The organism is Nocardia sp. JMUB6875, assembly GCF_041154655.1.
GTDB lineage: Bacteria > Actinomycetota > Actinomycetes > Mycobacteriales > Mycobacteriaceae > Nocardia.
On the sequence record NZ_BAAFGR010000047.1, the window covers coordinates 1 to 26,018 of the forward strand.

Here is a 26,018-nt window from a genome sequence, read left to right on the forward strand (position 1 = left end):
CAACTACGGCACCCACAAGACCCCCGCGGTCAAGAAATGGCTGCTGCGTCACCCACGCTTCCACGTGCATTTCACTCCGACCTCGGCCAGCTGGCTCAACCTGGTCGAACGCTGGTTCGCCGAGCTGACCAACCGCAAGCTGCGCCGCTCGGCCCACCGCAGCGTCACCGAACTCAAAGCCGACGTCCAAGCCTGGATCAACGCCTGGAACGCCGACCCGAAACCCTTCCTCTGGACCAAGACCGCCGACGAGATCCTCGAAACTCTCGCCGCCTACTGCCAACGAATCAACGACTCACGACACTAGGGCGGTGAGAATTCCGGACACTATCGGCATAGCTCCGCTCCTGTCTGCGTGGCAGAACATTCCTGCGGTTCCGGCGGTGCTCGTACGCTTGATAGGTTAGCCGGTCGAGCGGTCGACGCGGTCGATCAGCCGGATCCATTGCGAACGTGTCGGGCAGCGAGCTCGCCCTGAACTCTGACCCGATGCCCAGACCTTGTGCCACTGCAGCAAACTCGCAGCGGACAATAGAGGACACCTACTCCGCAGCTTCCGCCGCCACCCTGTCGCGTTGTACGGTTTCGGCACGCCAGGTCGGCGTCATGCTGGCCAGGGCGTGTTTCACATGTTCGATGACCAACTCGAATATTGTTGTCGTGGTTCGTTTTCCGGCTACACGATTCAAACTTCGGGTAGCCGCTGAATCTCGGTGCTCCGTCCAGTTGCGCTAGCGAATCGTCCCCCGCGACAGGAGGTTCGGCATGGTGGTCAAGGCATTTTCAAATTGCGTGCTACTCACGGTCGTCTGCACCGGCATCGGTGTGGCTACCGCCCAGGCGGTACCGCCCTCTGAGGAGTCGAGTGTGCACGGATCCGACGACGGTGTGTCCTATACGGCGAACTGGCCCACAGACCTTTCAAACGTGGCGATAACGCTCGACTCCGGTCGATTCGCCGTCGCGGCCGATACCTCCGCCGTCGATATCGTTTCCGCGGACGGCAAGGTGTCCGGCACGGTGCCGATGGTGTATCGCAGCACCGACCAAGAGTTCCGGCTCGTCCCGCAGGTGAACCCGACCGCAACCACACTCACGATTCAACGGCCCATCACACTCCCTGTCGTCAATTCCAATACGCCACTGCTGCACGACGTTTCCGCAACAGGAGCGGTGATCGGCGCGGCCATCGGCTGCGTGGTCGGCGTGGTGCTCGGTATCCCGTTCTTCATCATCGGCGCCCTACCCGGCTGCGCTCTCGGTGGACTCGCCGGCGGAGTTATCGGCAGCATGGCGCCGTGAAACCGCAGTCGTGAGCGACTGGCGTCGGTCTCGGGTCTATTGCTGAAAGAGTAAGCGGACCGCAGGAGTCTCCTGCGGTCCGCTTTCCGCATCCAGCAGCATTCCGAAAGACCCACCGACCAGCGACGGCCATAGATATCCGTGTACAACGATGCGCGAAATGGCCGTCTGGGTTGCGGGCGGATGCGACACGGCATTCTGAAATCCCGGGATTCGGGCCGGGCGGGCATACACTGGCGGCCAGTTTCTGGCACTCGCGAGTATTTCGGCAGGAAATCGGCTCGGCGCACCCAAATTCCCACGGAGAACGGATGCATTCGACGAGCGGTGGATCGGTCTCGGGACTGTCCCGGCGAATGCTGCTGCGAGGCGGCATGATGGCGGCGGCGCTGACGGCGGCGGGATCGCCGGTCGCGGCCGCCGATCCGGCGGCCGGGCTGCCCACCGTGGACGAACTGTGGGACGCGCAGCTGCGATTGAACGATCTCGGTCCGCGGTTCACCGGCAATGCCGCGCATCGCGGATTTGTCGACTACATCGATACGTCGTTGCGGGACATGGGAATCCAGGTGATCCGAGATCGGGTGTCGTTCACCCGATGGGAGGCCGGGCGGTTCGATCTGCGGCTCGATGGGACACCGTTGCGGACGGCAGGGTATGTGCCGTATTCGGGCAGCACCGGTCCCGAGGGCGTGGAGGGCGAGCTCGTCTATGCGGGAACCGATCCCCGCGACGGGTTCCCGCCGGGCAGTCTCCAGGATCGGATCGTGGTCACCGACGCGCGGTCGGTGCTGCTGCCGGTGTCGATGGTGCGGCCGGTCTTCGAATACCTGCATGATCCCGACGGCACCGTCGCCGACAGCGAGACCATCAGTGGTATCGCACTGAGTTTCAGTACGCCGCTGACCGTTTTCCGGTTGGCGGGTGCGCGGGCGGTCATTCTTGTTCTCGATGCGTCGCCGGAAAACGCCGCGGGACAATATGTTCCGTTCCTTTACCCGCTCGCGGGCATGCCCGGCCTGATCGTCGACCGGGAGACCGGCGCGCGCCTGCGGGAGCGCGCCCGCACCGGGGGACGCGCGCACCTCACGCTCGAAGCGACGGTGGAGCCCGGCGCGACCACCGACGACGTGATCGGGTTGCTGCCCGGTGCGAGCGATGAGATCAGCCTGATCAACACCCATACCGACGGGCCGAACGCGATCGAGGAGAACGGCCCGCTCGCGCTGCTGGCCCTGGCGCGCAAGCTGAGCGCGATTCCGCGTGAGCAGCGTCGTCGCAGCTACGCGTTCCTCTTCGCCACCGGGCACATTGCCGTGGAGGTCGGCGACACTCAGCGCTTCATCGGCAATCACCCGGACCTGATCCGCCGCGCCGCGTCGGCGCTGACCATCGAACACCTCGGCGGGCTGCAGTGGATCGACGATCCCGTCCTCGGCTACCACGCCACCGGGCAGCCGGACTTCCTGCCGCTGCTCACCTCGCAGAATCCGGCCCTGTGGACCACGGCGCGAGATGCCGTGCAGGCCAACGACCTTCGCCGCGGCGTGGTTATCCGCGCCATCATGAACGCCGGGATGCCCGGGGTGGGATCGGTACTCAACGCGGTCGGGGTGCCGACCGTGGCCGCGCTCGGCACTCCGCCCTACCTGCTCTCCTGGGCGGACAACGGCCATATCGACAAGCTCGATCCGCATCTGCTCCACCGCCAGGTCCGCACCTGTGCCGACATCCTCGATCGGCTCGATGCCGCGCCCCGGCTCGACCTCGCCCTCGGCGGCACGCTGTTGCAAGGTGGCGGGCAGTTGCTGCCGGAGGTGCTGGGTGCGGGTTGGAACGCGGCCCGTTCGATTCTTCCCTTCGCCGGCCAGTTCGGCATCGTCTCGCAGTGAAAGGAATCCGCATGAGCCGCTCCGGTTTTCGAGCGACCGGCACCGCACTCCTCACGCTGGCACTGGTCCTGGCCGCGTCCGTTGCAGCGCCCTGGGCCACCGCGCACGATCCTCAGCCCCGTGTTCCGCAACCCGCTGTTCCGCAGGCCGGTGCGCAGCCATCCGTTGTCCCGCAACAGAAACCACCTCGCGCCGGAGCGCAACAATCCATCCTGCCACCCCCCTCCAAACCTGTTGCGCCACAGGCGGCCACGCCGCAGGCGGGTGTTCCCAAACCCGGCGAGCTGCCGCCCGGCATCACGGCCCAGGCCGTCTTCGGCGCCATGGGCCCGTACGCGGTCGCCAGCACGGCCGTCCTGCATCCCTGTAAGGAATCCATCTGGGGCTTCGTCCAGGAACTCGTCATCCGCGCCTTCGGCAACAACTCCGAACCCACCTGCACGTATGCCTTTCCGCAGGGCGGGGATTCGCCGATCGCGGTGACGCTGTACTACCCGCAGGACATTCGCGACCTGTCGGCCGCGCCGCCGATCGTGTTCGTCCCCGGCATCGACTCCGATGTGGGCATGCACGATGCGAGTGCCCGGCACTGGGCCAGCCACGGCTTCGTGGTCGCTCTCGCCTCCGACTTCTCCAACTCCCTGCTCGAAATGCCGGCGCTGGGGCTGGCGACGGTCGTGTCCGCCAACCGCGACGAAAAGTCGCCCTTGCACGGGAAGGTCGACCTGTCCCGCACCGTGTTCGCCGGACATTCCGCCGGGGGGCAGGCCGCCCAGCAGTCCGGCGCCGCGTTCCCGGCGATCGCGCACCTGATCGACCCGCAGTTCAAGGTGGCCGCGGTGATGGCCCTCGAACCCGGACCACTGGCACTCGGTTCGATGATCTCGGTCCCGACGCTCATGCTCACCGGCCACGACGATTTCGTGGTCTTCGACGTCGCCTGGCCCCGGCTCTGGCAGTACAACCTCGTGAATGCCCCCGCCTACCTCGTGAATGCCAAGGGCGCCACCCACTTCAACCCCCTCGACGACCTCGAACACAACAAGTTCACCGGCATCATGATGGCCTGGCTGCTGCACATCACCATGCATGACGAAACCGCCGGGAAATTCTTCCTCGGACCGGAGTGGCTGCTGCCTTCCGACACGAGCTTCCTCGAGGTCTACCGCAACGAGGTGGCCGAACGACTGCACTGATACACCGGATCATTCGGACCCGCCGCGGGCTCAGGTCAGGCGGGTAAGAAACGGTCTCGGAAGCTCGAGGCGAGCCAGGGCTTTCGACCCCACGTGAGCACCCGACCGGTGAGAACCGGCCACCACTGACCGATCCTGCCGTAGTTGAGCAGGAGCATGGTGACCGGATCCGCACTGATATGTGCGTCGGCGGGCGGGGCATCCGTCGGGTCGACGGTCAGTATGCCGTTCCGGAAAACGTATGTGTAGCTGGTGAATCCGCGCAGTCGTAGGTCATAGGTAGCGGTATGCCCGGTGGAGTTGCCCGAATTGACCCAGCCGGGCACCACCTGGTTCAGGCCGTCGAAGACCAGCGGTACGTGCGCGGGGTCGATCGGCCATGGGCGTCCGAGCATTCGGGCGATGTCGTAACCATGGACGATCAGTTCGCCGAGAAAGGTGCCGCGGGCGCGATCGGCCCGGATCCGCTGATCACCGTCGAACATCATCAGCGGCGCATCCGCGCCGAACCCGTCGATGGTGGTGAGCAGCGCGTGGGTTCCCGCCACCAGTTTGGCCGCGAGCGCATGCGAATCGCGGGTGGCCAGGGTGCGAATCTGCTCGGCATTGAAGGCGGGCAGGTCGGCGGCCCGCGCCGGCCAGGTGCCGCGCCCCAGGGCGAGCTCGCGGTACCGGATCGACTCCTCCGCCACGTGCCCGAGCACGTCGACGATGCTCCAGCCCGGCGTGGCGGTCACCTCGCGATCGGGATCGGGTGCGGTAGAGGTCAATTCGGCGAATTGTCGCGCCAGCGTGCGGATCGCATCGGCCATCGCATCCATGAAACTGTCTCGAACTCCTTGATCAGACCCCTCCGGGGCCGGACTGATCAGCGAATGGCTCGGCGAAACTCATTCGCCCACAGCAATTCCCCCTGCAATACGTTCCACAACGCTAGCGACAACATCGCCATCACACAAATGGAGACGCTCAGCCCACGATTCGGCCAGAAATTGCGCCCCACCGGAGCGGAATTTGCGTTGGCGAATTTCTCAGAACAGCCGTTTGGTCTCGCGAGCTATCTCGAATCCGTGGCCGGTGGCGTCGTGGGTGCAGGTGACGCCGGTGCGCGCCGAGGTGCAGATGTAGCCGTTGACAGCCAGGCTGGTGTCGTAGGGCAGCTCGGTGGCGGCCGTGAATCTGTTGGCCCAGCGGTGCGATCCGCTCTCACAGGTCTCGCGTGCGCCGTCGGGGCCGACGCCGAGGCCCCACCGGCCATCCGGCGCCGCTTCACAACCGACGTGCTGGGCAGCCAGCGGCAGCGCGTTCGGCGCGTAGCAATTGACCGCGACATTGCGCTCGGCATCCGGGAAAAGCAGCATCCCACAAACGATTCCGGCAGTCGGCGAACGGAAGAAATACCCCGGATCACCGAACATTCCGATGCTCGCATAGGACGCGGGATCTGCCGCGACCGGACCATTTTCGCCCGGCTGCGCGGCGGCGTTCACACTGGCGGCCACGCCGAGAACACCCATCGACAACGTCGCGAGAACCACTCGTAGAAACATCGCGCACCCCTTCGGATCGCTGCCGTACCCCGGGCTTCCCGGTATTTCGATCCTGCGACACCTCCGCACCCGTACACGTGTGAGCCTCCACCACGAATTTCCGCCGGCCTGTGCCCGATCACAACCTCCCCAAGCGTCTCCGAATCTGACGGCGGCATCCTTCAGAGAATGGAGTCCGGCTTGAATGGAGTGTCGCTGAGGCGGTCTGATGCCCCCGACCCATGACAATGGTGCGCATGAATCATTGCCAGCGGATTGCTATGGCCTGTCTCGCGGCCGCTCTGGTAACGGTCATTTACGCGCCGGTAGCAGGTGCACTGCCAGCCGAGGGCACTCTGCCCACGATCGACCCCGCGCTTGTCAATGGGGGCCATGTGCGCGGAATGGGACTTCACGACCGATGGTCTGAAGGCCGCGGAAGCGGCTGAAAACATGTCTCCCGCCGATTTCGGGGGCAAGTCGCCCACCGCGGATGCCCGCTTCCAGATGTTCAAAACCCGGGAACTCACGAACGCCACACGGCTCGCGATGTGCGATAGATTCCGCGACTACTGGAAGCTGGTCGACAAGCTGAGGATGCAGTACTCGGAGGGACACCCGGTCAAGCCCGAGTACCGAGACGAAGCGATGTTTCAACAACTACCGGCGGAGAAGAACGCGGCGTACGCGCGGGCGGCTTGCCAAGACCTGCCGCGGGTCAAGCAGGCCGGTGGCCCCGCCAAGGACACCGATCTGTTCGCCGAAGTCTGGGCCGCATGCGTGGACGCGAAGCTGATCTCGAAGTAGCCGCCATCGGCGCTGTGGTCGCGATCAATCGTGGCCTTGGGCAGTCGATTACTTGGTCCGAAGTGGGATTGACACGCAGGCCAGACGTCGGCTGTCCCCACCACTCGCCCCAGTGAGCACGATCTGGAGCTGGATCGCCGTGTTCCGCGGGCTCGCCGTGAATCGGGGAGGGAAGAATATGCGTGGTTTGTAGCGGTATAGCTTACCGGCCTCGACCGGGCACGGCATATCCTGACATGCGCCAACCGTCCAATTTTCCGTTCGCTGTTTGGCATCGGTCATGGAGAGGGTGGACTCTGCTGTCCGCGCCGAAGCTCGACTAGTGAAAGTCAGAGTGAGGTCGAGTTCTTCGACCGGCGACACTTCGCAAACTGCATCGTTACAGCCAGCGATGTCGAGGCCAGTGACCTCATGGTCACCTTCGCCGCAGTTGGCGAACCGAGGGACTGCGTCGGCGGCGGGGGCTACGAACACGGCCGCTGCGAGGGCCAGTGCGATAAAGATGGGGCCGCGGTGAGGCACCACTCGCCCGATGCACATCAGATTTGCCATGGAAAGTATTGCACCACCGTGAATGCGCACGGCCCGGAAATGCAAGGGGCGGGTGTGTCGGGCAGGTTGGACGGGCCACCGCGGCACACAACCCGGTAACGGGTGGCCGCGGCAGCCGATGAATTTGCCGGATATTCGCTAGCCTGACTGGCTGTGGACCGCGAAATGCAGCCGTCATCCACGGTGGTGGCGGATACGAAATGGGTCCGGCTGGCGGATCGGCTCGCTCAGAGGACCAATGGGCTGGTGTCGGACACGCTCGACGAGGTCAGGCGTCAGCTCGAGACCTACCGGGCCTTGCCCGAAGAGGCCATGGCCGGTGACATCAAGCGCGTGACGCGCAAGAACATCGAGTTGTTGATCGCCATGATCCGATCCGGCGAGCTGCCCGAGCGTGCGGCGTTCGCGGAGATCGAGGAGTCGGCGCGCAACCGCGCCGAGGAGCGGCTGCCGCTGGCCGACATCGTCGCCGCGTACCACGTTGCGGGCCAGGTGTGGTGGCAGGCGATCACCAACGCGGCCTCCGTCACCGGGGACGCGGGCTCGCTGGTGCAGATCGGCGTTCTCGTGCACCGCTATCTGCGGGAGGCCGTCGCGGCGGTGCTGCGCGGCTACGCCGCGGACGAGGCGCCGCTGCCCGCCGTCGATCACGATCGGAAAATGCTGTATCAAGCCTTGGTTTCGGGCTCCGATCCAGCCGCGACGGCGCAGCGATTCGGGCTGCGGCCGGCAACGACATATTGGGTGATCGCGGTTCGGGTGCAGGCGAAGTACGCCGCACCCAGCGAGGTCGGCGCCAAGGTGGCGGCGCGCCGGGCGGCTCGGCGGCTGGAACGCGAACTCGATCGGGCCGGCCGCGGCACCACCCTGCGCAATGTCAGCCAATCCGGTGGCGTCGCACTGATTCCGATCGTCGACCCGCTCGACGGCGAGCGTGAGATACCGATCGAGGAATGCTTCGCCAAACTCGAGCGCGAACTGCTGAGCATCGAACGCGCCCTCGGCGCACCGGTACTGTTCGCGGTCGATCGCGCCGCCATCGACGACATTCCCGTCGCGGTCGTGGAGGTGCAACAGCTACTGGGCGTCGCGCAGTACGGACAGCGCGACTCCGGCGTCCTGCGATTCCGTGACCTGGCCGTCGAATACCAGCTCAGCCGCCCCACCCGGGTCACGCGGCTACAACGAAACATTCTGTCCCCGTTGGACGTCGATCCGGTCCTGCGCGAAACGCTGGAGGCCTACATCTGGCACCAGTGCAGCGCCAACGCGGCCGCCACCGTCCTGCACGTCCACCCCAACACGGTCCTGAACCGCCTCCGCAAGATCGCCGAGCTGATCAACCTCGACCTCAACCGCCCGCGCGACCTCATGCGTATCTTCGCCGCCATCATGGCCGCCAATTTCGGCCCGGACCCCGCCGCCTCCCAACGCGACATCTACTTCGACTGATGCCGAGGGGTCCGTCGGCTCAGTCAAGCGGTAGCCCCAGTCCGGCCGCCAGTACCGGCCACGATCTGGGGAGCTCGTCGGACCAGTAGCCCCACGAGTGAGTGCCGGTCGGCTGGAAGTCGAACGTTGCGGGGATGCCCAGCTCGTTGAGGCGGCCCTGGAGGTTGTGGGTGCACAAGTTGGTCGCCGCCTCGATGCCGCCGCCGAGGACGAGTTGATTCACCAGTCCGCCGAGCCCGGGCGGGCCGTGTGGATCGTCGAGCAGATCGTACTGTCCGGGCAGGCCGCTGCCAGTGGAGACGTACAGGTTCACCCCGCGCAACCGATCGGCGTGCAGCACCGGATCGTTGTCCGCCCACAGCGGATCGCCGGGTGGGCCGTACATGTGTGTCGCGTCGGTGGCGCCGCCGGTGGCCCACCAGATCGACAGGTTCACGAAGCCCATGCCCATCGGGTCGCTGATCTGTGCGCAGCCACTGTAGGCGGCCACACCGCGGTACAGGTCGGGGCGCGCGACTGCCAGTTGCAGCACCGACGTGCCCGAAGTCGACAGCCCGGCAATGGCATTGACTCCGGTGGTGCCGAGCGCCGCATCGATCAGCGGCGGTAGTTCGGCGGTGAGGAAGGTGCGCCACAGGTTCGTGCCCAGCACCGGGTCGGGTTCGCGCCAGTCCGTGTAGTACGAGGCGAATCCGCCCAGCACCTCGACGACATTGACGTTCTTCGTGGACAGGAACTCGAGCGCGCCGGATTTCAGATGCCAGGACGCGGTGTCCTCGCCGCCGCCCGCGCCATTGAGCAGGTACAGCGTCGGTCGCGGGGCCGAGCGGTCGGCGGGCAACTGCACGAGGATCGGCACCTCACGGTCCATGGCCGCCGAATACACGCTCCACACCGTCGAGCCGGCGGGCACCGGATCCGACGGCGGGGCCGCCGCCGTGGTGGACACGATGTGCGGCCCCTCCGCCGCGTGCGCGTCGAACTCTGCCGGTGCGAAACCGAGCGCGAGTGTGAATACGGTCGCCGACAGGGCAAACAACACCGGTCGCCAGGCCTTCGAAATCATCGTGGTCTCGTTTCGATTCGGCTGCCCGGCATGGCAGCGGCTATCGAAATGGTCGAGCACGCGAGTGTGGCCTCGATTGTGAGTGCGAGACAGATTTCGGCGGTGGGGTTGTGTAGCCCCACATATGCGCCATCGAGCAGCGAATTGGGACGCCGCCCAAAGCATCGCGCAATTCTTGTGGGCAACTCGAAGTCCGCTCCGTCTCCGGACGGTCAGCATTGCCAATACAGTCACTCCAGGGAAAGGCGAGGAATGAGAATCACATTCGCAACAGCGCGGGCCTCTGTGCTTCGTGCGGTGGGTGCCGGAGCGGTCATCGTGGCCGTCGTCGCGCCGAGTGTGCTTGCCGCACCGGCGGGTTCGGCCGCGCCGACCGGCAGCGTCGATGCCGGCAGTCTGGCGGCGGGCAGCGCCGCGGCGGGCAGCGGCCTCGCCTCGGGTAGCGCCGGTGGCGGCAGCGTGGCGACCACGCTGGAGGCGGTCGTCCAGAGCTTGATCGTGCAGGGCATCATGTTCGGGCTGGGCGTCGGCAGCAGCGCACTATCCGGTGCGGGAACCGGGACGACCACGAACCACCCGGCGCAGAGCGATGACCCGCACGCCGACAATTGCGTAGGGCCGCAGGGACAGTCCCAGAACTGTCGTTCAACCCCAAATCGATGAACCTGGAAATCAGTTGTCCGCGGCACCAAGCCAGCGAGTAACCGGTTTGCTCACCGCGACGCCGAGTACGACGATCGCGGCGGCGCATATCCCGAGGGAATGATCTGGATGCCAGTAGTGGTAGTGGCGCGACGAAAGGACGAGCCCGAGCGCACCGAACACAATGGTGAATCCAGCGCCCGAGACCATGAGCGGCCGGCTGAACCGCCGACGAGCGAACAGGAAGTCCGCCCCGAGGAGCAATAGCAGCGTGGCCACGATCTGGACGAGGGTGGGTAGAAACAACCCGATCACGGGGTTCCTATGAAGGATGCCGGCTCCGTAGTGTTCATAGTCCCAACGGATTTCGCTCAACGGGTCGATCAGCAGGAACCCCAGATACCCGCCCAGCAAGAGGGCCAGGATCGCGGCGCCAATGGCGACCACCGAACCTGCCCTGTTTCCGGATGTTTCCGCAACGTGCGTCGGCCGAGCCGCAGGCTGGTCGACATGGGGGCTCGTGCGCTGCGGCGTCACGCCGTCACCCGGGGCCGAGCCGTGTTTCACCAGGGTCGAGGCCTGCCGGTCGGCAAGTGCCGGATTGGCGTGACCTTGGAGCGCATCCCACGCCATGGCCGCGAATTCGCCACAGCTGCCGAACCTTTCACTCGGGTTCTTGGCCATCGCCCGGGTGATGACGGCATTCAGTTGTGGCGGCACATCCGGGCGGGCAAGTGCTGGAACGGGTTTGCTCAAATGTCCCGCCACCACCTGTCCGGGATCCGTGGCGGCGAAGGGCGACTTCCCGGCAAGCAGCGTGAACAGGGTGCAGGCGAGCGAATATTGGTCCGAGCGGTGGTCCAGCGGGTCGCCGGAGAGTTGTTCGGGTGATGCGTAAGACAGTGTGGCGGTGAAGGTTCCGGTCGAGGTGAGCTGCGTGTTGGATGCCAGCAGGCGGGCAATGCCGAAATCGGTGAGCACCGCCCGCTCCGCCCGCCCGGCCTCCGGCGCGGCCAAGAGGATGTTCGCGGGTTTCACATCGCGGTGCAGCACGCCTTGACTGTGCGCGTAGTCCAGGGCGGCCGCGACTTCGCCGATGATGCGCACGGCTCGCTCCACGGTCAAAGTGCGCAAATTCAGTCGGCTCGCGTCGATGCCCTGGATGTACTGCATGGCCAGCCACAGCTGCCCGTCCGCGATCCCGCGATCTTGTACCGCCACGATGCACGGATGGTCCAGTCGCGCAACGACCGTAGCCTCCCGCTCGAACCGCGCCCGCAACTCCGCATCCGCCGATACATCCCGAGTCAGCAGCTTGAGCGCCACGCTGCGCGGCAGCCGCGGATGCCGGGCCAAATACACCGTGCCCATGCCACCCTGACCGAGCACACCTTCGATCGCATATCCCGCGAACGTGTCGCCGACGACCGCTGCCACCCTGCGTGCTCCCTTCCCGAACCAGCCGGGCCAGCACAACGGGGCCGACCTCCGATCTCGCCGACTGTAGAGACACGCCGTGCGGCCTGTCTACCACAGAACCCGAACCGGTTACAGTGCGGCAAACTAAATGTCCGCTACCTCTACTTATCGGAAATTCGCTGAACCCAAAGGTGATTGAGACAACACAACACCAGAATTGTGAATCGCGGCTTGGAGCTCAGCTACCACGCTGGTTGTCGGCAAGGTTCTGCGGGGCCGTCAGAAGCGTGGGCAGTTGCCGGTGGCATAGTCGACGGATGCGGCGGCCCGGGAGTATTTCCACTGCGGCCCGAGCAGTTCGGTGTCGAGACGGCCGGCGGCGGCGGTGTCCTCGACGATGAGGCCGTACTCCTGCAACCACGCCGGGTACAGGTTCTTCGAGCCGATATAGAACGCGGCCCCGTCGACAGCGATCAGTTTGGTGTGCTGGCGATAGGCCTTGCCATTGGCCCATTTCGGGGTGTCGGCGGCGCGAATCGAGGCGAGTTGCAGGTTCCGGCACAGGGCGGAGCGGGCGCTGTCCTTCCCGCCGGTGCGCAGCTCGAGCCGCTGCAGTAGTGCGTTGCTGACCTCGGCCAGGGAACCGATATTGGAGTATCCGCCCGGCGGGAAGTGATTGGCCGGGTCGCTCACGACGATGCGGACCTTCACCCCCTGCACCATCTTCGCGGCGAGGACGTCGAAGAGCCGAACGTCGTAGCGCGAGAACGCCGGACAGGGACCGATGAGATCCTGCTGCGAGATCTCGATGTGCTCGCGGGCGCTCGCCACCAGTTCACGCTGGGCGGTCGAGTCCGGGTTGACCGTGTCGTAGTTGCGGTCGGCATTGCTGTAGTCGTGCCAGATATTCACGCCCGCAATGCATCCCGCCGCGGCGGCATCCGGCGGGCGGGGGTTGTAGTCCGAGGACTTATCGGCCAGGGCCAGCGAATTGCCCAATCCGCCGACCGCGATGACGGGCACGCCACCGGAGACTTCGGCGGGCATCGGATTCCGGTCGTCCTCGAGCCGGGGGAAACAGTCCGCGCCATTCGCGGTGGCGACCGAGGAATACCCCACCGAGGGACCGAAACCCGAAGAGCCGCCCGAGGATCCGGCGGTCACGCCCGGCGCGCTGTCCGCCGACCCCGACGCGGGCCCGCTCGCCGAGGAACCCGTACCCGGCCCTCGATGGTCGCACGTCCACGCCCACAGGCTGTCGAGGAACCTGCCCGCGATGCCCGCGGCCGGACCGTTCACCGCGAGATCGACGTCGATCACCGGATCCGGGGCGTCGAGATAGTCCCCCGCCCAGTCGTTGATACCCCCGGCGATCACCGACTCGCCATCGACCACAAGCAGTTTGGAGTGATTCCACGACAGACCGGGATCGTCACTGGCCATCTCGCCCACATTCAGGTCGATATCCGCCGCGGCCGCGCCCAGACTCTCGACCAGTGTGTCCCGATATGCCGCCGGGCCGATCTTCAACTTCGTCCCGAGCGGGACGGGGTTTCCCATCAGAATCCGCACGGCCAGCTTCTTTCCCCCAGCCGTGGCCGCTTGCAAACCGGCGACGATCGTCTCGTGGAATCGCCCATCCGGAAAAGGCCCAAGGCTGGAGATATCAACGGTTCGCGTCGCATGGGAAATGTTCGCGAGCATGCGCGCCAGCAGCCGCTCGGTTCCCGGCCTGGCCGCGCATTTGGCATCACCCCAGCATCCGGGATTCTGCAGCAGCCAACCCGACGCGTCATTCGGCGCCCCGGCCAGCTGATTACCGGCGGTGCGCTGCCACACCGACCCACGCAGCCCAGGTGAGACCTCACGCAGTTTCGCCTCGATCGCATCCAGATGCGGTGCCGACACACCCGCCGGCGGCTGCGCTCGCCCCAGCGGAATCGGTTGCACAGCAGGCAGATTTCCACCACCCACCACGACGAATGTGGCGCACAGCCCGAACAGCACCGCCCGCCTGCCGGTACCGGTCATCGACGGTCACCTTTCTATCGACATTTCCCACAATGGGCAGCCTCGAGGCAGGTAATGCTCCGGATCGATCAGACGAACACGCAATTCACGGAAAGCACGCCCACAGTAACCGAGATATCGTTCGAAATGTCCGATCCCGTGGCGGGTGTTTCAGATACCGTTTTCTGAACCAGCTACGACAACAACCGAGGACATTTGTCCCGCGATCGTGGGCCGGCCGGTTGCTACGGTTGACCTTTGTGACGATATCTCGCTGGTGCGGGTTCTCCCTGGCGGAACTCGACGCGCTTCTGAAGCGGGACAATCCGTCCGACGCGATCACCGAACAGACGTGCCCGCATTGCCACCGCGACAGCCTCCGCACGTATCTGCACGGGGCTGAGCGCGACGACACCCCGATGACACTGGCCCACTACTGGTGCCCGAACTGTCGCCGCTACACCGGATGGCCCGCACCCCGCAGCACCGGATTCTGGTTCAGCGACCCCCTCGCCGACACCTCCTGGAGCCGTTTTCTAGCGCTGTCCCGTAGCGAGGACGACTTCTTCGAAACCCTCGACGAGCTCTGGGCGAGCACAGAACTACCCCAGCGCATTCAGCGGGCTGCCCCAGCCGCCAGTGCCGAGACGACCGGCCGCCAGCGCGCGGTGTATCCCTCGATCACGCCGTCGGTCTCGAATGTGCGATCCGACAGGTAGAGGCCCGGTAGCGCGGCGGTCGCGCCGAGTTCGACCAGTACCGGCTTGAGCAGCAGGTCCGGGGCCAGCGCGTGCGCCGGGCCCGCGCCGAGCATGAGCGGCACCGAGATCACCCCGGCCAGGCCGGTGCCGCCGTCGAACTGTTCGAGGAACAGCTTCAGCAGTCCGGTGTAGGTCGCCTTGAAGGTCGGGCTGGCGAAGACCACTAGCGACGAATCCGCCACGGCGCGAACAGCTTCGGCGACCTCCGGATCACCCCAGCCCAGCAGCTTGGGCCCGAGCGAGACGAGATCGATCACCCGCGTCTCCGCCTCCGGGCGCAGACCGGCGGCGAGCAGCGTCGCCGCGGTGAGGGTGCGAGAGGCCGGTTTCGGGTTCCCGACGACGACCGTGACTGCCATGGTGTTTCCTTCCTCGAGCAGGTGATCCCCCGTATCGGGTCAATTCCTTTCTTCGCCACCGTATTTCCGCAGGATCAGGCTGATCTCAACCGTTGACCGCCACGACCGGGAAACGCGATGGTGCCTGACATGGCATCGACTCCATTGCACTTGGGCGCGGCACTCGACGGTGCGGGCTGGCATCCGGCGGCCTGGCGGGAACCGAACTCCCGGCCCGCCGAGCTGTTCGGGGCCCGTTACTGGACCGACCTCGCCGCCACCGCGGAACGCGGATTGCTGGACTTCGTCACCATCGAGGACAGTCTGGCGGTGCCGCAGGCTCCCGACGGTGCCGTGGATCGGGTCCGCGCCCGGCTCGACGCCGAGCTGATCGCCGCGCGCCTCGCACCGGTCACCCACCACCTGGGACTCATCCCGGTGGTGACCACCACCCACACCGAACCGTTCCACGTCTCCACCGCGATCGCCACGCTCGACTACACCTCCCGCGGCCGGGCGGGCTGGCAGACCCGGATATCGGGGACCGCCGCGGAGGCGGCTCATTTCGGGCGGCGCACCATCGATGACCTCACCCCCGCCGAGTTGGCCGAGGCGGTGGCGTCGGGTGTGTTCCCGGCCGCGGTGCACGAATTGTTCGACGAGGCAAGCGATTCCGTCGAGGTCGTGCGCCGGTTGTGGGACAGCTGGGAGGACGATGCCGAGATTCGCGACGTCGCTGCCCGCCGCTTCATCGACCGGGACAAATTGCATTACATCGACTTCCAGGGTCGCTCCTTCAGCGTGCGCGGGCCGTCCATCACCCCGCGTCCGCCGCAGGGTCAGCCGGTGGTGACAGCGTTGGCGCACGCGCCACTGATCTACGAATTCGCGGCCCACGCTGCGGATCTGGTGTTCATCACCCCGACGCGTGAGCACGGTCCCGCGCCGATCGTGCACCAGGTCGCGGCGGCCGCCGAGCGGGCCGGGCGGGCCGGCGAACCGTTGCGGATCTACGCCGATCTGGTGGTCTTCCTCGATACCGACGACGCCTCCGGCCCGCGACGCCTGGCTCGCCTCGACGAACTCGCGGGCTCCGAATTCCACTCCGACGCGGCGGTTTTCGCCGGTAGCGCCGAGGACCTGGCCGACCTGATCGCGGCGTGGCACGAAGCCGGCGTGGACGGCATCCGCCTGCGCCCGGGCGTGGCGGTCGACGATCTGAACGCCATCGCCGACACCCTGGTCCCGATCCTGCAGCGCCGCGGCCTGTTCCGGACCGGCTACGCCGAGCACACCCTGCGCGGGCTGCTCGGTCTGCCCACCACCGTCCCCAACCGCTACGCGAACGCCTGAGCGAGGTCACCCATGAGCACACCCCGTAAGCAGGTCATCCTGGGCGCCTACCTAGGCGGCGTGAATCATCACACCGCCTGGTGGCATCCGCGGGCCGGCAGCCAGATCGATTTCAGCTCCTTCGAGCACACCGCGCGCACCGCCGAACGCGGCAAGTTCGACTTCTTCTTCCTCGCCGAGGGACTCATCCTGCGCGAGCGCGCCGGGCAGATCTTCGATCAGGACATCATCGGCCGCCCCGACACCTTCACCGTGCTGGCCTCGATCGCCGCGGTCACCGAGCACCTGGGGCTGGCGGGCACCATCAACGCCACCTTCAACGAGCCCTACGAGCTGGCCCGCCGGTTCGCGAGCCTGGATCACCTCTCCGGCGGCCGCGCCGCCTGGAACGTGGTCACCTCCTTCGACGCGTTCACCGGGCAGAACTTCCGCCGCGGCGGGTTCCTCGACCCCGCCGACCGCTATACGCGCGCCGAGGAGACCCTCAATGCCGTTCGCGCACTGTGGGATTCGTGGGACGAGCATGACGTCGTGGCAGACCGGGACACCGGCCGGTTCCTGGCCCGCGCCGACGCCGGGGAATTCGCATTCCACGGCAGTCAATTCGACATCTCCGGCCGGTTCACCGTGCCGCGCAGCCCGCAGGGGCGGCCGGTGATCCTGCAGGCCGGGGTCTCCCCGCAGGGCCGGGCCTTCGCCGCCGCGAACGCCGACGCCATCTTCTCCCCGTACGGGAAGCTGCCCGAGGCGGCCGAGTTCTATCGCGACATCAAGTCGCGCGCCGTGGCCGCGGGCCGCTCGGCCGACGACATCAAGATCCTTCCGTCGGCGAGCTTCGTGCTCGGCGACACCGAGGCCGAGGCGATCGAGAAGCATCGCGCCATCCGCGACGAACAGGTCACCGGGCAGACCGCGCTGATCCTGCTCGAGCAGATCTGGAACCGCGACCTGTCCGGCTACGATCCGGACGGCCCGGTGCCCGCCATCGACCCGGATCCCGATGCCGCGCCGATCATTCAGGGCCGCGCGTTCGTGCACCAGGACCGCTTCGCGACCGCGAAACAGCTGCGCGAGGTGGCCGAGGCGAAGAAGCTGAGCCTGCGCGAGGTGGTCATCGACCAGTTCGAACGCGGGCCGCTGATCGGCACCCCGGCCCAAGTCGCCCAGCAGATCGACGATTTCGTGAGCAACGACGGTTCCGACGGCTTCATCCTCGGCTCCCACCTGGTGCCCTGGGGCATCGACGAATTCGTCGACCAGGTGGTGCCGCTGCTGCAGGACCGCGGCGTGCTGCGCGCCGACTACACCGGAAACACCTTGCGCGACAACCTCGGTCTCGCGCCCATCCGCTCCGCCGCCGCCGTCTCCGCCGAGGGCTGAGCCGATCGAACAGCGCCGAAGCTGTGGTCCGGCAGGCGAATTCGCCTACCGGACCACAGCCGTAGCGCGCCCACGCTGATCCGAGGATCGGCGCTGCCCCGGGGGCAGCAGCACCACTTCCAGGGCCGCCGCACACGCGGCGGCCTGCTCGGTGAACCACTCCAGTCGCGCGCTCACCAGAACCTCGGGCGAAGAGCGCAGCGCCAGTGCGAATCTCGCATTGCCGTCGGCGTCGAGCACCGGCACCGCGATCGAGCGCACACCCGCAGCCGACTCACCATCGTTCAGCGCGAAGCCCGCCGCACGGACCCTGCTCAATTCCTCGAGCAGGGTCCGTTGGTCGGTAATGGTGCGGTCGGTCTGCGCCGTCAACGGTGCGAGTTCGCCGATCTGCCCGTCGGTGAGATCCGACCAGGCCATGAGAACCTTGCCCAGCGCGGTCGAGTGCAGCGGCCTGCGCAGGGTCCGGCGATTGTCTCCCTCCAGCGAGCCGCCGACGAGAATCACCGCGTGCGCGCCCACCCGCACCGCCAGATCGGCGACGACCCCGGTGCGCTCCGACAGATCCGCCAGCTCCGGCTCGGCCCGGTGCAGGCCGCGCCGGTAGTACGCGGCGCGCCCGAGCTCGGCGACCGTCGGCCCGAGCCGGTAGCGCGCGGTATCGGGATCCTGCTCGAGGAATCCGGCCGCGGTCATCGCCTGCAGCAGGCGATGGGTCGTGGACAGCGCCAAACCCGTGCGGCGCGCCAGATCCGACGCCGACAGATCATTCGGGCTGTCACCGAATCCGCGCAATAGTGCCAGCGTGCGGTGGACCGCCTGCGCGCCCTCGCGCGGTTTGGCCGTATCTGTGCTCACCCCTCGAGCCTTCCACAATATGGAATGCCTCGCGAGTATCGGGCAAGTAATAATCCAGATGATTCCATATCGTGGATCAAATGGGGACATCGGACAGCATGTCCTGCATGTCCGCTTCCGCACTGCCCTCGACGCTCGACACCCTGTGGTTCACTCGCTGTCCGGTACCGACCGCGACCGGCATCGCCGCGGACCGCGGCTGGCTCGCGAGCGAGTTCGCACCCGACGGGATCCAGGTGCGCTCACTGCAGGACGCGGGGAACGGCCGCTCCCCCGAAGACCACTTCACCCACGCGCTCACCGGTCTCTTCCGCGAGGGCGGCAATGTCCCCGCCCTGTGGACCCGCAGCAAAGGCGAGCCCACCCGGTTGATCGGCCTGACCTGGATCGAGGAACGGCAGGCGATCCTGGTTCGCCGCGACAGCCCCATTGCCACACCGGCACAACTGGCGGGCGCGCGGGTCGCGATCCCGCGTCGCGCCATCGCCATCGACTTCTGGCGTGCCATGGCGCTGGCCGGATTCTCCGGAGCGCTCGCCACCGCCGGACTCACCCTCGACGACACGGTGCCCGTTGATATCGCGGCCGAACCCCATGCGCCACAATGGGTTGCGGAGCTGGAGGCGCTTGCCGACGGCCGGGTGGATGCCGTGTACGTGAAGGGCGCGTTGGCCGTCGAGGCCGCCGCGCGCCACGACGCGGTCATCGGGATCGATCTGGACTCCTTCCCGGATCGGGCGGTGCGGATCAACAACGGCACTCCCCGCCCGGTCACCGTGCACCAGCGCCTCCTCGACGAGCACCCTGAGCTCGTGGCGCGCTTCCTCGCGGTGCTGATCGAGGCCGCCGACTGGGCCGCCGCGCACCCGGCCGACGTCTCCCGCATCCTGGCCGCCGAAACCGGTGCGGGCGCAGCGGGAGTCGCGGGCGCGTACGCCTGGACCGACAGCGCCGACCTGCACCTCGACCTGTCCGGCGACCGCCTGGAACTGCTTGCGCGGCAAGAGAACTTCCTGCGCGGCCAGGGCTTCCTGGCCGGTCCTGTCGACATCTCGGCCTGGACCGCCGCCGAACCCCTCACCGCCGCCCGCGCGCTCGTGCGGGCCCGCGCCGCCGAACGCTGAACCGCCCCCAGAACATTCGGAGAATCCTATGGCCGTATCCCTCACACGCGCACTCGTCCTGGCCGCCGCCGTCGCCCTCACCGCCGCGATGTCCGCGTGCTCGAACGCGGGTGACGGCTCGAAGTCCGGCGACGCGGGCTCGACGGTCACCATTCGCATCCCCGACCCGGGCAACTCCGGTGCGCTGGCCCTGGGCAAGAAGGACGGCAGCCTGGACGCCGCGCTCGCCGCCGTCGGCGCGAAGGTCGAATGGACCGGCACCGCAGGGCCTTTCGCCCCGGCGGCGCAGTCGCTCGACAACAATCAACTCGATGTCGCGAGCGGATCGATCACCTCCGCGATCGCCGCGCTGGCGCAGAAACCCGGCTTCAAGGTGTTCGCGGCCGTGGCCCCGGACAATGTCGCCGAGGGCATCCTGGTGAAGGACTCCTCGGGCATCAAGTCTGTCGCGGATCTGGCCGGGAAGAAGGTCGTGGTGTGGCACGGCGGGTCCAGCGAGTACCTGCTGTTGCAGGCCCTGGCCCGCAACAATGTACCGGCCGCCGCGGTGACGCGAGTGTACTTGCAGCCCAACCAGAGTGCCGCGGTGCTGCATTCCGGTCAGGTCGACGCCTGGGCGACCTGGTCGACCTACTCCATCTCCGAGCGCGCCAACTCCGGGGAGCATTTCCTGGTCAACGGGGCCGATGTCGGGTCGAAGAATTACGCGATCTGGGCCGTGCGCAATGAGTTCCTGGTGCAGCATCCCGCGGTGGTGAAGGCGTTCTACGACTACCTGCACGCCGCCGGACTGGAGCAACAGCAGCAGCCCGAATCCGCCATCAATGTCTTCCGCACCGCCGGCCCCGACGCCGTCGACGGCCGCGAGAAGGCCCTGACCGTCGAATATCTGCGCGCGGGCAGCCCGGTATCGGCGATCACCGACGCCGACAAGACCGCCTTCGCCGAGGTCGCCAAGTTCTTCGCCGACCAGCAGGTGACCGACGGTGTCCTCGACCTCGCACCGCACCTGGTCGACGTCACCGCACTGGCGGCGACCCGATGACCGCCGTCGCGGCGGTCGAGCCCGACACCGGACCGCTGACCCTCGTCACCCCGCGAGTCCGGCTGCCGCGCACGCGTTCTCGCGGGCTGGCGATCACACTGCGCGCGCTCGGTCCGCTCGCGATCCTGGCCGGGTGGTGGATCGCGTCCGCCACCGGGGTACTCACCCCGGACCTGCTCGCCTCCCCGCCCGAGGTGTGGCGCGCGGCCGAAAAGCTGTGGGACAGCGGGCAATTGTCGGACGCGATCACCGTCTCCCTCGGCCGCGCCGGGACCGGCCTGTTCTTCGGCGTCACGGCCGGACTGACCCTCGGCGTCATCACGGGGTCGTGGCGGCTCGGCGAGGATCTGCTCGACTCGGCCGTGCAGACGTTGCGCGCGTTGCCGTTCCTGTCGCTGGTGCCGCTGTTCATGGTGTGGTTCGGGATCGGCGAGTCGGCCCGGGTCATCCTGATCGCCGTCGCCACCTCGTTCCCGATGTACGTCTCGACCTTCGGTGCGGTGCGCACCAGCGACCCCAAGCTGCTCGAGGCCGCCCGTGTCTTCGGACTCGGCCGTTTCACCACCATCCGCACGGTGATCCTGCCCGGCGCGCTCCCGGCATTGCTGTCGGGCCTGCGGCTGTCCACGACGCTGAGCGTCATCGCGCTGATCGCCGCCGAGGAGATCAACTCGTTGGCGGGCCTGGGTTATCTGATGGCGCAGGCGCAGAACTTCTCTCGCACCGACATCCTCTCGGTGGTCATCCTGATCTACGGCCTGCTCGGATTGCTCGCGGACGCCGTCATCAGGGTCCTGGAGCGGTTGTTGATGCCGTGGCGGACCGCGGGCGGCACCCGATGAGCACCGCGATCGAATTGACCGGACTGTCAAGGACTTTCGGCGCGCGCCGCGTCCTGGACGGCATCGACCTGCGTGTCCGGCGCGGAGAATTCCTGGCGCTGCTCGGTGCGAGCGGGTCGGGCAAGACCACCCTGCTGCGCATCCTCGCCGGACTCGACCGGCCCGACGCCGGAACGGTGCTGGTGCCCCAGGCCCGCACGGTCGTCTTCCAGGAGCCGCGGCTCATCCCCTCGCAGCGCGTGCTCGCGAATGTCGCGATCGGGCTGCCACGCCGGGCCGACACCCGGGCGACGGCGCTGACCGCGCTGGCGGAGGTCGGACTGTCCGACCATGCCCGGGCCTGGCCCGCCACCTTGTCCGGTGGTGAGGCGCAGCGGGTCGCGCTGGCTCGCGCCTTGGTCCGCGAGCCCGAATTATTGCTGCTCGATGAGCCTTTCGCGGCGCTGGACGCGCTGACCCGGTTGCGGATGCAGGATCTGGTGGCGGACCTGTGCGAGCGTCACCATCCGGCGGTGCTGCTGGTCACCCACGATGTCGACGAGGCGATCCGGCTCGCCGATCGGGTGGCCGTGCTGCGCGACGGGAAACTGGTCACCGACGAGGTGGTGTCCGTCGATCGCCCGCGCGACTCCGGCGATGCGGCGTTCGTCGCGTTGCGCCGCCGCCTGCTCGCCGACCTCGATGTGACGGCGGTACCGGCATGACGGTCCTCGAGGATGCCCGCGCGCTGCAGCCGGAGCTGGTGCGCCTGCGCCGCGCACTGCACGCCGAACCCGAAGTGGGCCTGTACCTTCCGCGCACACAGGAGCGGGTGCTGGCCGCGCTGGACGGACTGGATCTCGAGATTCGCCTCGGCGCCGGGCTGTCGTCGGTGGTGGCCGTGGCGCGCGGCGCAGGCAACGCAGACCCCGTGCTGCTGCGCGCCGATATGGACGCGCTGCCGATGCAGGAGAAGACCGGGCTCGACTACGCGTCCCGCATCGCCGGGGCCGCCCACGCCTGCGGCCACGATCTGCACACCGCGATGCTCGCGGGCGCGGCACGGCTGCTGGCTGAGCGTCGAGATCGCTTGGCCGGGGACGTGATCCTGATGTTCCAGCCCGGCGAGGAGGGCCACGACGGCGCGCGGCTGATGCTCGACGAGGGTCTGCTGGAGGCCGCCGGGGCGCGGCCCGCGGCCGCCTTCGCGCTGCACGTGGGCACCTCGAGCCCGGCCGGAACCTTCAACCATCAAAGCGGACCCGCGCTGGCCGCGTCGGGCACGCTGCACGTGACCTTCCACGGCACAGGTGGTCACGGCGCCTGGCCGCAGCGCACCCTCGACCCGATTCCGGCGCTGGGCGCGGCGATCGGCGCGCTGCAGACGATGGTCACCCGCCGCTTCGACGCCCTCGATCCGGTGGTGTTGTCCATCGGCTCGGTCCATGCCGGGACGGCTTCCACTATCGTGCCCGACGAGGCGACGCTGACCGCCACGTTGCGCGCGTTCAGCGATGAGACCCGGGCCCGGCTCGGCGCCGAGGCCGAACGCGTCTGCCACGGCATCGCCGCCGCGCACGGCCTCACCGCGCGGGTCGAGGTGGTCGACGGCTATCCGGCCACGGTCAACGACCACACCGAAACCAGTTTCGCCGCAGATACTTTGGCTGAACTCTTCGGTCCTGACCGCGTGCACACCGAGGCCCGGCGGGTGATGGCCGCCGACGACATCGGGCGGGTGCTCGCCGAGGTGCCCGGCAGCATGCTCACGCTCGGGGCCTGTCCGCCGGGTCTCGATCCGGCGCGTGCCGCCGGAAACCATTCTCCCCTGGCCGTTTTCGACGACTCGGTGCTCGCCGACGGCGTCGCCGCCTTCACCGAAATCGCACTGCGAAGGACCCATCTGGGATGACACATATCGTGCTGCCGCGCACAGCGGCCCCACCGCCGGTGGCGCTGCCGGCCTTCCTCACCGATCAGCGCCCCACACCGGAATCGTCGGCGCTCGCCCTCGCTCGCGCTGCCGACCTGGCGGGGCTGGCCGGTGTCCTGGTGCCGTTCGACCCCGAGGGCCCGGAGACGCTGGTGACCGCCGCGGCTCTGCTGCGGGCGACCCGCTACATCGAGGTCATCGCCGAATTCCATTCCGGCATAGCCACTCCGCAGTACACGGCGAAGTTGTCGGCGTCGCTGCAACGGTTCTCCGGCGGGCGGCTGGGCTGGAAGCTGCCGGACGATGATCCGGAGCGCGAAAGGTTCGTAAAGGTCGCTCGCGACTTCTGGCATTCGCCGGAGGGCTTGCCGAAGCCATTGTCCGACACACCTTTTCCGAATGTGTACGCCGACTCCTCGGGCTTCGTCGAGGTCGGCCATGATCCGGGCGAGGTATTCCGGTTGGGCGAGAAGGAGTCCGCGCATGCCGGTTGACATCTACTGGCGTCTCGCGATGGAGGGCGACCAGACCTCACTACACCGGCCCGGCAGCAGTCGCGGTGGGTTCGCGCCGCAGCTGCCCGATGCGCTGGCGCCCGGGCGGCGGGAGGGCGCGTGGGACGGCTTCACCCATGCCGACTATCTCGCCGAGGTGATCCGCTCGGCCGAGGACTCGGGATTCGTCGGCGGGCTGCTGCCCTCGTTCCCGCATACCGACGATCCATGGGCGGCCGCGGCGACGCTGGCCGCCGAGACCCGCACCTGGCGGTTCATGGTCGCCTTCCAACCGGGTTTCCTGCATCCGGTGCAGGCGGCGCGGATGACCGCCACGCTGCAGCGCGCCACCGGCGGCCGCATCGTCTACAACATCATCTCCGGTGGCGGCGGACCCGCGCAGCGCTGGTGGGGCGACGACATCGCCCACGACGACCGCTACGCGCGCACCTCGGAATTCCTCGATGTGCTGCGCGGCGTGTGGCACGGCGGCGGGAACTTCCAGCACGACGGCCGGTTCTACCGGATACAGGACGGCGGACTTCCGGAACTGCTTGCCGGACAGCCATTTCCGGAGATCTTCTTCTCCGGCTCGTCCCCCGCCGCCATCGCGGCCGCCGGACGGCACGCCGACTACTACCTGTCCTGGCTGGAGCCGTTCGACGCGCTGGCGGAGAAGTTCGACGCGGTCCGGGCCGCCAGCCCCAAGCCACCGAAGTTCGCGGTGCGGATCGACATCCTGGCCCGGGAGTCCGAGGACGAGGCGTGGGAGCAGATCCGGCTCGGCTGGCGCGCCGCACCCGAATTCGGCGACGCCGCAGGCGATTCCGTCGGTGCGCGCCGCGGCCGGGACTTCACCGCCGGAGCCGACGGTTCCGACTTCCGGGCGCTGGAGGTGCAACCCAACGTGTGGGGCGGATTCCATCGGCTGCGCCCCGGGCCGCCCTTCGGGCTGGTCGGGTCCTATCGCCAGGTCGCCGACCGGCTCAACGAATTGATCGAACTCGGCGTGGACGCGTTCATCCTGGCCGGCGTCCCGCATCTCGAGGAGGCGCGCCGCGTCGGCCGCCACGTCCTGCCCTTGCTTCAAGATCGTTCCGGAAAGGCTTACACCCCATGACCATTCGCGTCGGCTATTTCCCGCAGAACAACACCCTGTGGGTGCTGCGCCACCTCGGCATCCTCGAGCAGTCGCTGCCCGAGGTCGAGTGGGTGGATCTGCGCACCCTCACGAATCCCCGCGTCGATCCCACCGCGGCGCTGCCCTCGGCGCACGGCGACCACCTGTTCGACGGCGGTTACGACGTCATCGGCACCGGCTCGACGCCGCCGGTGACGGCGCAGGCCAAAGGGCACGACATCGTCTATCTCGCAGTCTCCGGGCCGCGCGTCGAGAACGGCCGGCTGGTCGTGCACGCGGACTCCGGCATTCGCGAGCCTGCGGACCTGAAAGGCAAGCGGGTCGGTCTGGGTCATGGTTCCTGGCAGACCACACTGTTGCTGCTGGCCCTCGAGAAAGCCGGTCTGACCTGGAGCGACATCATCCCGGTCGATGTCTACCACGACGCCGCCGACCGCTTCCTGGCCCGCGAGTTCGACGCCTGGGTCGGCTCGTATCCCTTCCTGACCGCTGTGGAACAGCAGACCGAGGTACGTGAGGTGATCCCCACCGACGGCCTGTTCAGCCACCGCTCGCTCTGGTTCACCGGCCGCGCCTTCGCCACCGCCCACCCCGGCGAGCTCGCCGCGATCCTCACCGCCCTCGACGCCGCCGACGCCTGGATCCGCGACCATCTCTCCGAGGCCGCGGCCCTGTTCACCGCCGACGACGGCCGCCCGATCGCGGAGTGGGAACACGCTCTCGCGACGCGCCCCTGGGGTTTGCTGCCCGTGGACGACGAATTCATCGCCGAGCAACAACACGCCGCCGACCTGTTCTTCGCCAACGGCCTCATCAACCGGCAGATCCGCGTCGCCGACGCGATCGTCCCCGAAATCGACGCTCTCGTTCGAGCGTTGCCCCCGAGGTAATCTCGCCGCCCAC

General features: G+C 67.5%; 25 protein-coding genes. 17 read left to right on the plus strand and 8 right to left on the minus strand.

Going from position 1 to position 26,018, the window contains the following annotated elements:
* The 4 genes from ACAM49_RS14465 to ACAM49_RS14480 all read left to right on the plus strand — a co-directional run.
* On the plus strand, positions 1–307 hold a 307-nt coding region (locus ACAM49_RS14465), incomplete at its 5' end, for a transposase (RefSeq protein WP_369636007.1).
* Positions 308–765: 458 nt separating this feature from the next.
* Positions 766–1,302: a hypothetical protein gene (locus ACAM49_RS14470; RefSeq protein WP_369636008.1), complete on the plus strand. Its 537-nt coding sequence runs from the start codon at positions 766–768 to the stop codon at positions 1,300–1,302.
* Positions 1,303–1,613: 311 nt separating this feature from the next.
* Complete coding sequence (locus tag ACAM49_RS14475) at positions 1,614–3,194, plus strand: hypothetical protein (protein WP_369636009.1); 1,581 nt, start codon at positions 1,614–1,616, stop codon at positions 3,192–3,194.
* A gap of 11 nt (positions 3,195–3,205) precedes the next feature.
* A complete protein-coding gene (locus ACAM49_RS14480; RefSeq protein ID WP_369636010.1) occupies positions 3,206–4,390 on the plus strand; it encodes a hypothetical protein in 1,185 nt (394 codons plus the stop codon).
* A 35-nt stretch (positions 4,391–4,425) separates the two neighbouring features.
* On the opposite strand, the gene ACAM49_RS14485 is transcribed toward ACAM49_RS14480, so the two are convergent.
* Both ACAM49_RS14485 and ACAM49_RS14490 read right to left on the minus strand, forming a co-directional pair.
* The gene (locus ACAM49_RS14485) at positions 4,426–5,202 is read right to left on the minus strand and encodes a maleylpyruvate isomerase family mycothiol-dependent enzyme (RefSeq protein WP_369636011.1); all 777 of its coding nucleotides are present in this window, start codon (positions 5,200–5,202) and stop codon (positions 4,426–4,428) included.
* 219 nt (positions 5,203–5,421) lie between these two features.
* Entirely contained in the window at positions 5,422–5,940 is a 519-nt protein-coding gene (locus tag ACAM49_RS14490) for a hypothetical protein (RefSeq protein ID WP_369636012.1), read from the minus strand.
* Between the two features lie 372 nt (positions 5,941–6,312).
* On the opposite strand from ACAM49_RS14490, the gene ACAM49_RS14495 reads away from it, so the two are divergent.
* Entirely contained in the window at positions 6,313–6,726 is a 414-nt protein-coding gene (locus ACAM49_RS14495) for a hypothetical protein (protein WP_369636013.1), read from the plus strand.
* A gap of 48 nt (positions 6,727–6,774) precedes the next feature.
* On the opposite strand, the gene ACAM49_RS14500 is transcribed toward ACAM49_RS14495, so the two are convergent.
* The gene (locus ACAM49_RS14500) at positions 6,775–7,278 is read right to left on the minus strand and encodes an ML domain-containing protein (RefSeq protein ID WP_369636014.1); all 504 of its coding nucleotides are present in this window, start codon (positions 7,276–7,278) and stop codon (positions 6,775–6,777) included.
* A gap of 153 nt (positions 7,279–7,431) precedes the next feature.
* Here ACAM49_RS14500 and ACAM49_RS14505 point away from each other — a divergent pair, with 153 nt between their 5' ends.
* A complete protein-coding gene (locus ACAM49_RS14505) occupies positions 7,432–8,730 on the plus strand; it encodes a PucR family transcriptional regulator (protein ID WP_369636015.1) in 1,299 nt (432 codons plus the stop codon).
* Positions 8,731–8,749: 19 nt separating this feature from the next.
* Here ACAM49_RS14505 and ACAM49_RS14510 read toward each other — a convergent pair whose 3' ends face one another.
* Positions 8,750–9,796: an alpha/beta hydrolase gene (locus ACAM49_RS14510; protein ID WP_369636016.1), complete on the minus strand. Its 1,047-nt coding sequence runs from the start codon at positions 9,794–9,796 to the stop codon at positions 8,750–8,752.
* A gap of 297 nt (positions 9,797–10,093) precedes the next feature.
* Here ACAM49_RS14510 and ACAM49_RS14515 point away from each other — a divergent pair, with 297 nt between their 5' ends.
* A complete protein-coding gene (locus tag ACAM49_RS14515; protein WP_369636017.1) occupies positions 10,094–10,459 on the plus strand; it encodes a hypothetical protein in 366 nt (121 codons plus the stop codon).
* A gap of 9 nt (positions 10,460–10,468) precedes the next feature.
* Here ACAM49_RS14515 and ACAM49_RS14520 read toward each other — a convergent pair whose 3' ends face one another.
* The 3 genes from ACAM49_RS14520 to ACAM49_RS14530 form a co-directional block, all read right to left on the minus strand.
* A complete protein-coding gene (locus tag ACAM49_RS14520; RefSeq protein ID WP_369636018.1) occupies positions 10,469–11,875 on the minus strand; it encodes a serine/threonine-protein kinase in 1,407 nt (468 codons plus the stop codon).
* A gap of 261 nt (positions 11,876–12,136) precedes the next feature.
* Positions 12,137–13,888: a hypothetical protein gene (locus ACAM49_RS14525; protein WP_369636019.1), complete on the minus strand. Its 1,752-nt coding sequence runs from the start codon at positions 13,886–13,888 to the stop codon at positions 12,137–12,139.
* Between the two features lie 595 nt (positions 13,889–14,483).
* On the minus strand, positions 14,484–14,987 hold the full coding sequence (locus ACAM49_RS14530) for an NADPH-dependent FMN reductase (protein ID WP_369636020.1): 504 nt from the start codon (positions 14,985–14,987) through the stop codon (positions 14,484–14,486).
* A 129-nt stretch (positions 14,988–15,116) separates the two neighbouring features.
* Here ACAM49_RS14530 and ACAM49_RS14535 point away from each other — a divergent pair, with 129 nt between their 5' ends.
* The gene (locus tag ACAM49_RS14535) at positions 15,117–16,319 is read left to right on the plus strand and encodes an LLM class flavin-dependent oxidoreductase (RefSeq protein WP_369636021.1); all 1,203 of its coding nucleotides are present in this window, start codon (positions 15,117–15,119) and stop codon (positions 16,317–16,319) included.
* A 12-nt stretch (positions 16,320–16,331) separates the two neighbouring features.
* A complete protein-coding gene (locus ACAM49_RS14540; protein ID WP_369636022.1) occupies positions 16,332–17,699 on the plus strand; it encodes an NtaA/DmoA family FMN-dependent monooxygenase in 1,368 nt (455 codons plus the stop codon).
* Between the two features lie 45 nt (positions 17,700–17,744).
* On the opposite strand, the gene ACAM49_RS14545 is transcribed toward ACAM49_RS14540, so the two are convergent.
* Positions 17,745–18,557: an IclR family transcriptional regulator gene (locus ACAM49_RS14545; RefSeq protein WP_369636023.1), complete on the minus strand. Its 813-nt coding sequence runs from the start codon at positions 18,555–18,557 to the stop codon at positions 17,745–17,747.
* Between the two features lie 107 nt (positions 18,558–18,664).
* Here ACAM49_RS14545 and ACAM49_RS14550 point away from each other — a divergent pair, with 107 nt between their 5' ends.
* From ACAM49_RS14550 to ACAM49_RS14585, 8 genes are read left to right on the plus strand one after another with little or no spacing between them, the layout of a single operon-like run.
* The gene (locus tag ACAM49_RS14550; RefSeq protein ID WP_369636024.1) at positions 18,665–19,681 is read left to right on the plus strand and encodes an ABC transporter substrate-binding protein; all 1,017 of its coding nucleotides are present in this window, start codon (positions 18,665–18,667) and stop codon (positions 19,679–19,681) included.
* Between the two features lie 28 nt (positions 19,682–19,709).
* Entirely contained in the window at positions 19,710–20,726 is a 1,017-nt protein-coding gene (locus tag ACAM49_RS14555; RefSeq protein ID WP_369636025.1) for an NrtA/SsuA/CpmA family ABC transporter substrate-binding protein, read from the plus strand.
* Positions 20,723–21,568 carry an ABC transporter permease gene (locus ACAM49_RS14560; protein ID WP_369636026.1) on the plus strand — a complete coding sequence of 282 codons (846 nt, stop codon included), beginning with the start codon at positions 20,723–20,725 and terminating at the stop codon, positions 21,566–21,568. Before ACAM49_RS14555 ends, ACAM49_RS14560 begins: the two co-directional genes overlap by 4 nt.
* Positions 21,565–22,272: an ABC transporter ATP-binding protein gene (locus tag ACAM49_RS14565; protein WP_369636027.1), complete on the plus strand. Its 708-nt coding sequence runs from the start codon at positions 21,565–21,567 to the stop codon at positions 22,270–22,272. Before ACAM49_RS14560 ends, ACAM49_RS14565 begins: the two co-directional genes overlap by 4 nt.
* A complete protein-coding gene (locus tag ACAM49_RS14570) occupies positions 22,269–23,459 on the plus strand; it encodes a M20 family metallopeptidase (protein ID WP_369636028.1) in 1,191 nt (396 codons plus the stop codon). Before ACAM49_RS14565 ends, ACAM49_RS14570 begins: the two co-directional genes overlap by 4 nt.
* Entirely contained in the window at positions 23,456–23,974 is a 519-nt protein-coding gene (locus ACAM49_RS14575; RefSeq protein WP_369636029.1) for an LLM class flavin-dependent oxidoreductase, read from the plus strand. The genes ACAM49_RS14570 and ACAM49_RS14575 overlap by 4 nt, the downstream gene beginning before the upstream one ends.
* Entirely contained in the window at positions 23,964–25,094 is a 1,131-nt protein-coding gene (locus ACAM49_RS14580) for an LLM class flavin-dependent oxidoreductase (protein ID WP_369636030.1), read from the plus strand. Before ACAM49_RS14575 ends, ACAM49_RS14580 begins: the two co-directional genes overlap by 11 nt.
* The gene (locus ACAM49_RS14585) at positions 25,091–26,005 is read left to right on the plus strand and encodes an ABC transporter substrate-binding protein (protein ID WP_369636031.1); all 915 of its coding nucleotides are present in this window, start codon (positions 25,091–25,093) and stop codon (positions 26,003–26,005) included. Before ACAM49_RS14580 ends, ACAM49_RS14585 begins: the two co-directional genes overlap by 4 nt.
* Positions 26,006–26,018 lie beyond the last annotated feature (13 nt).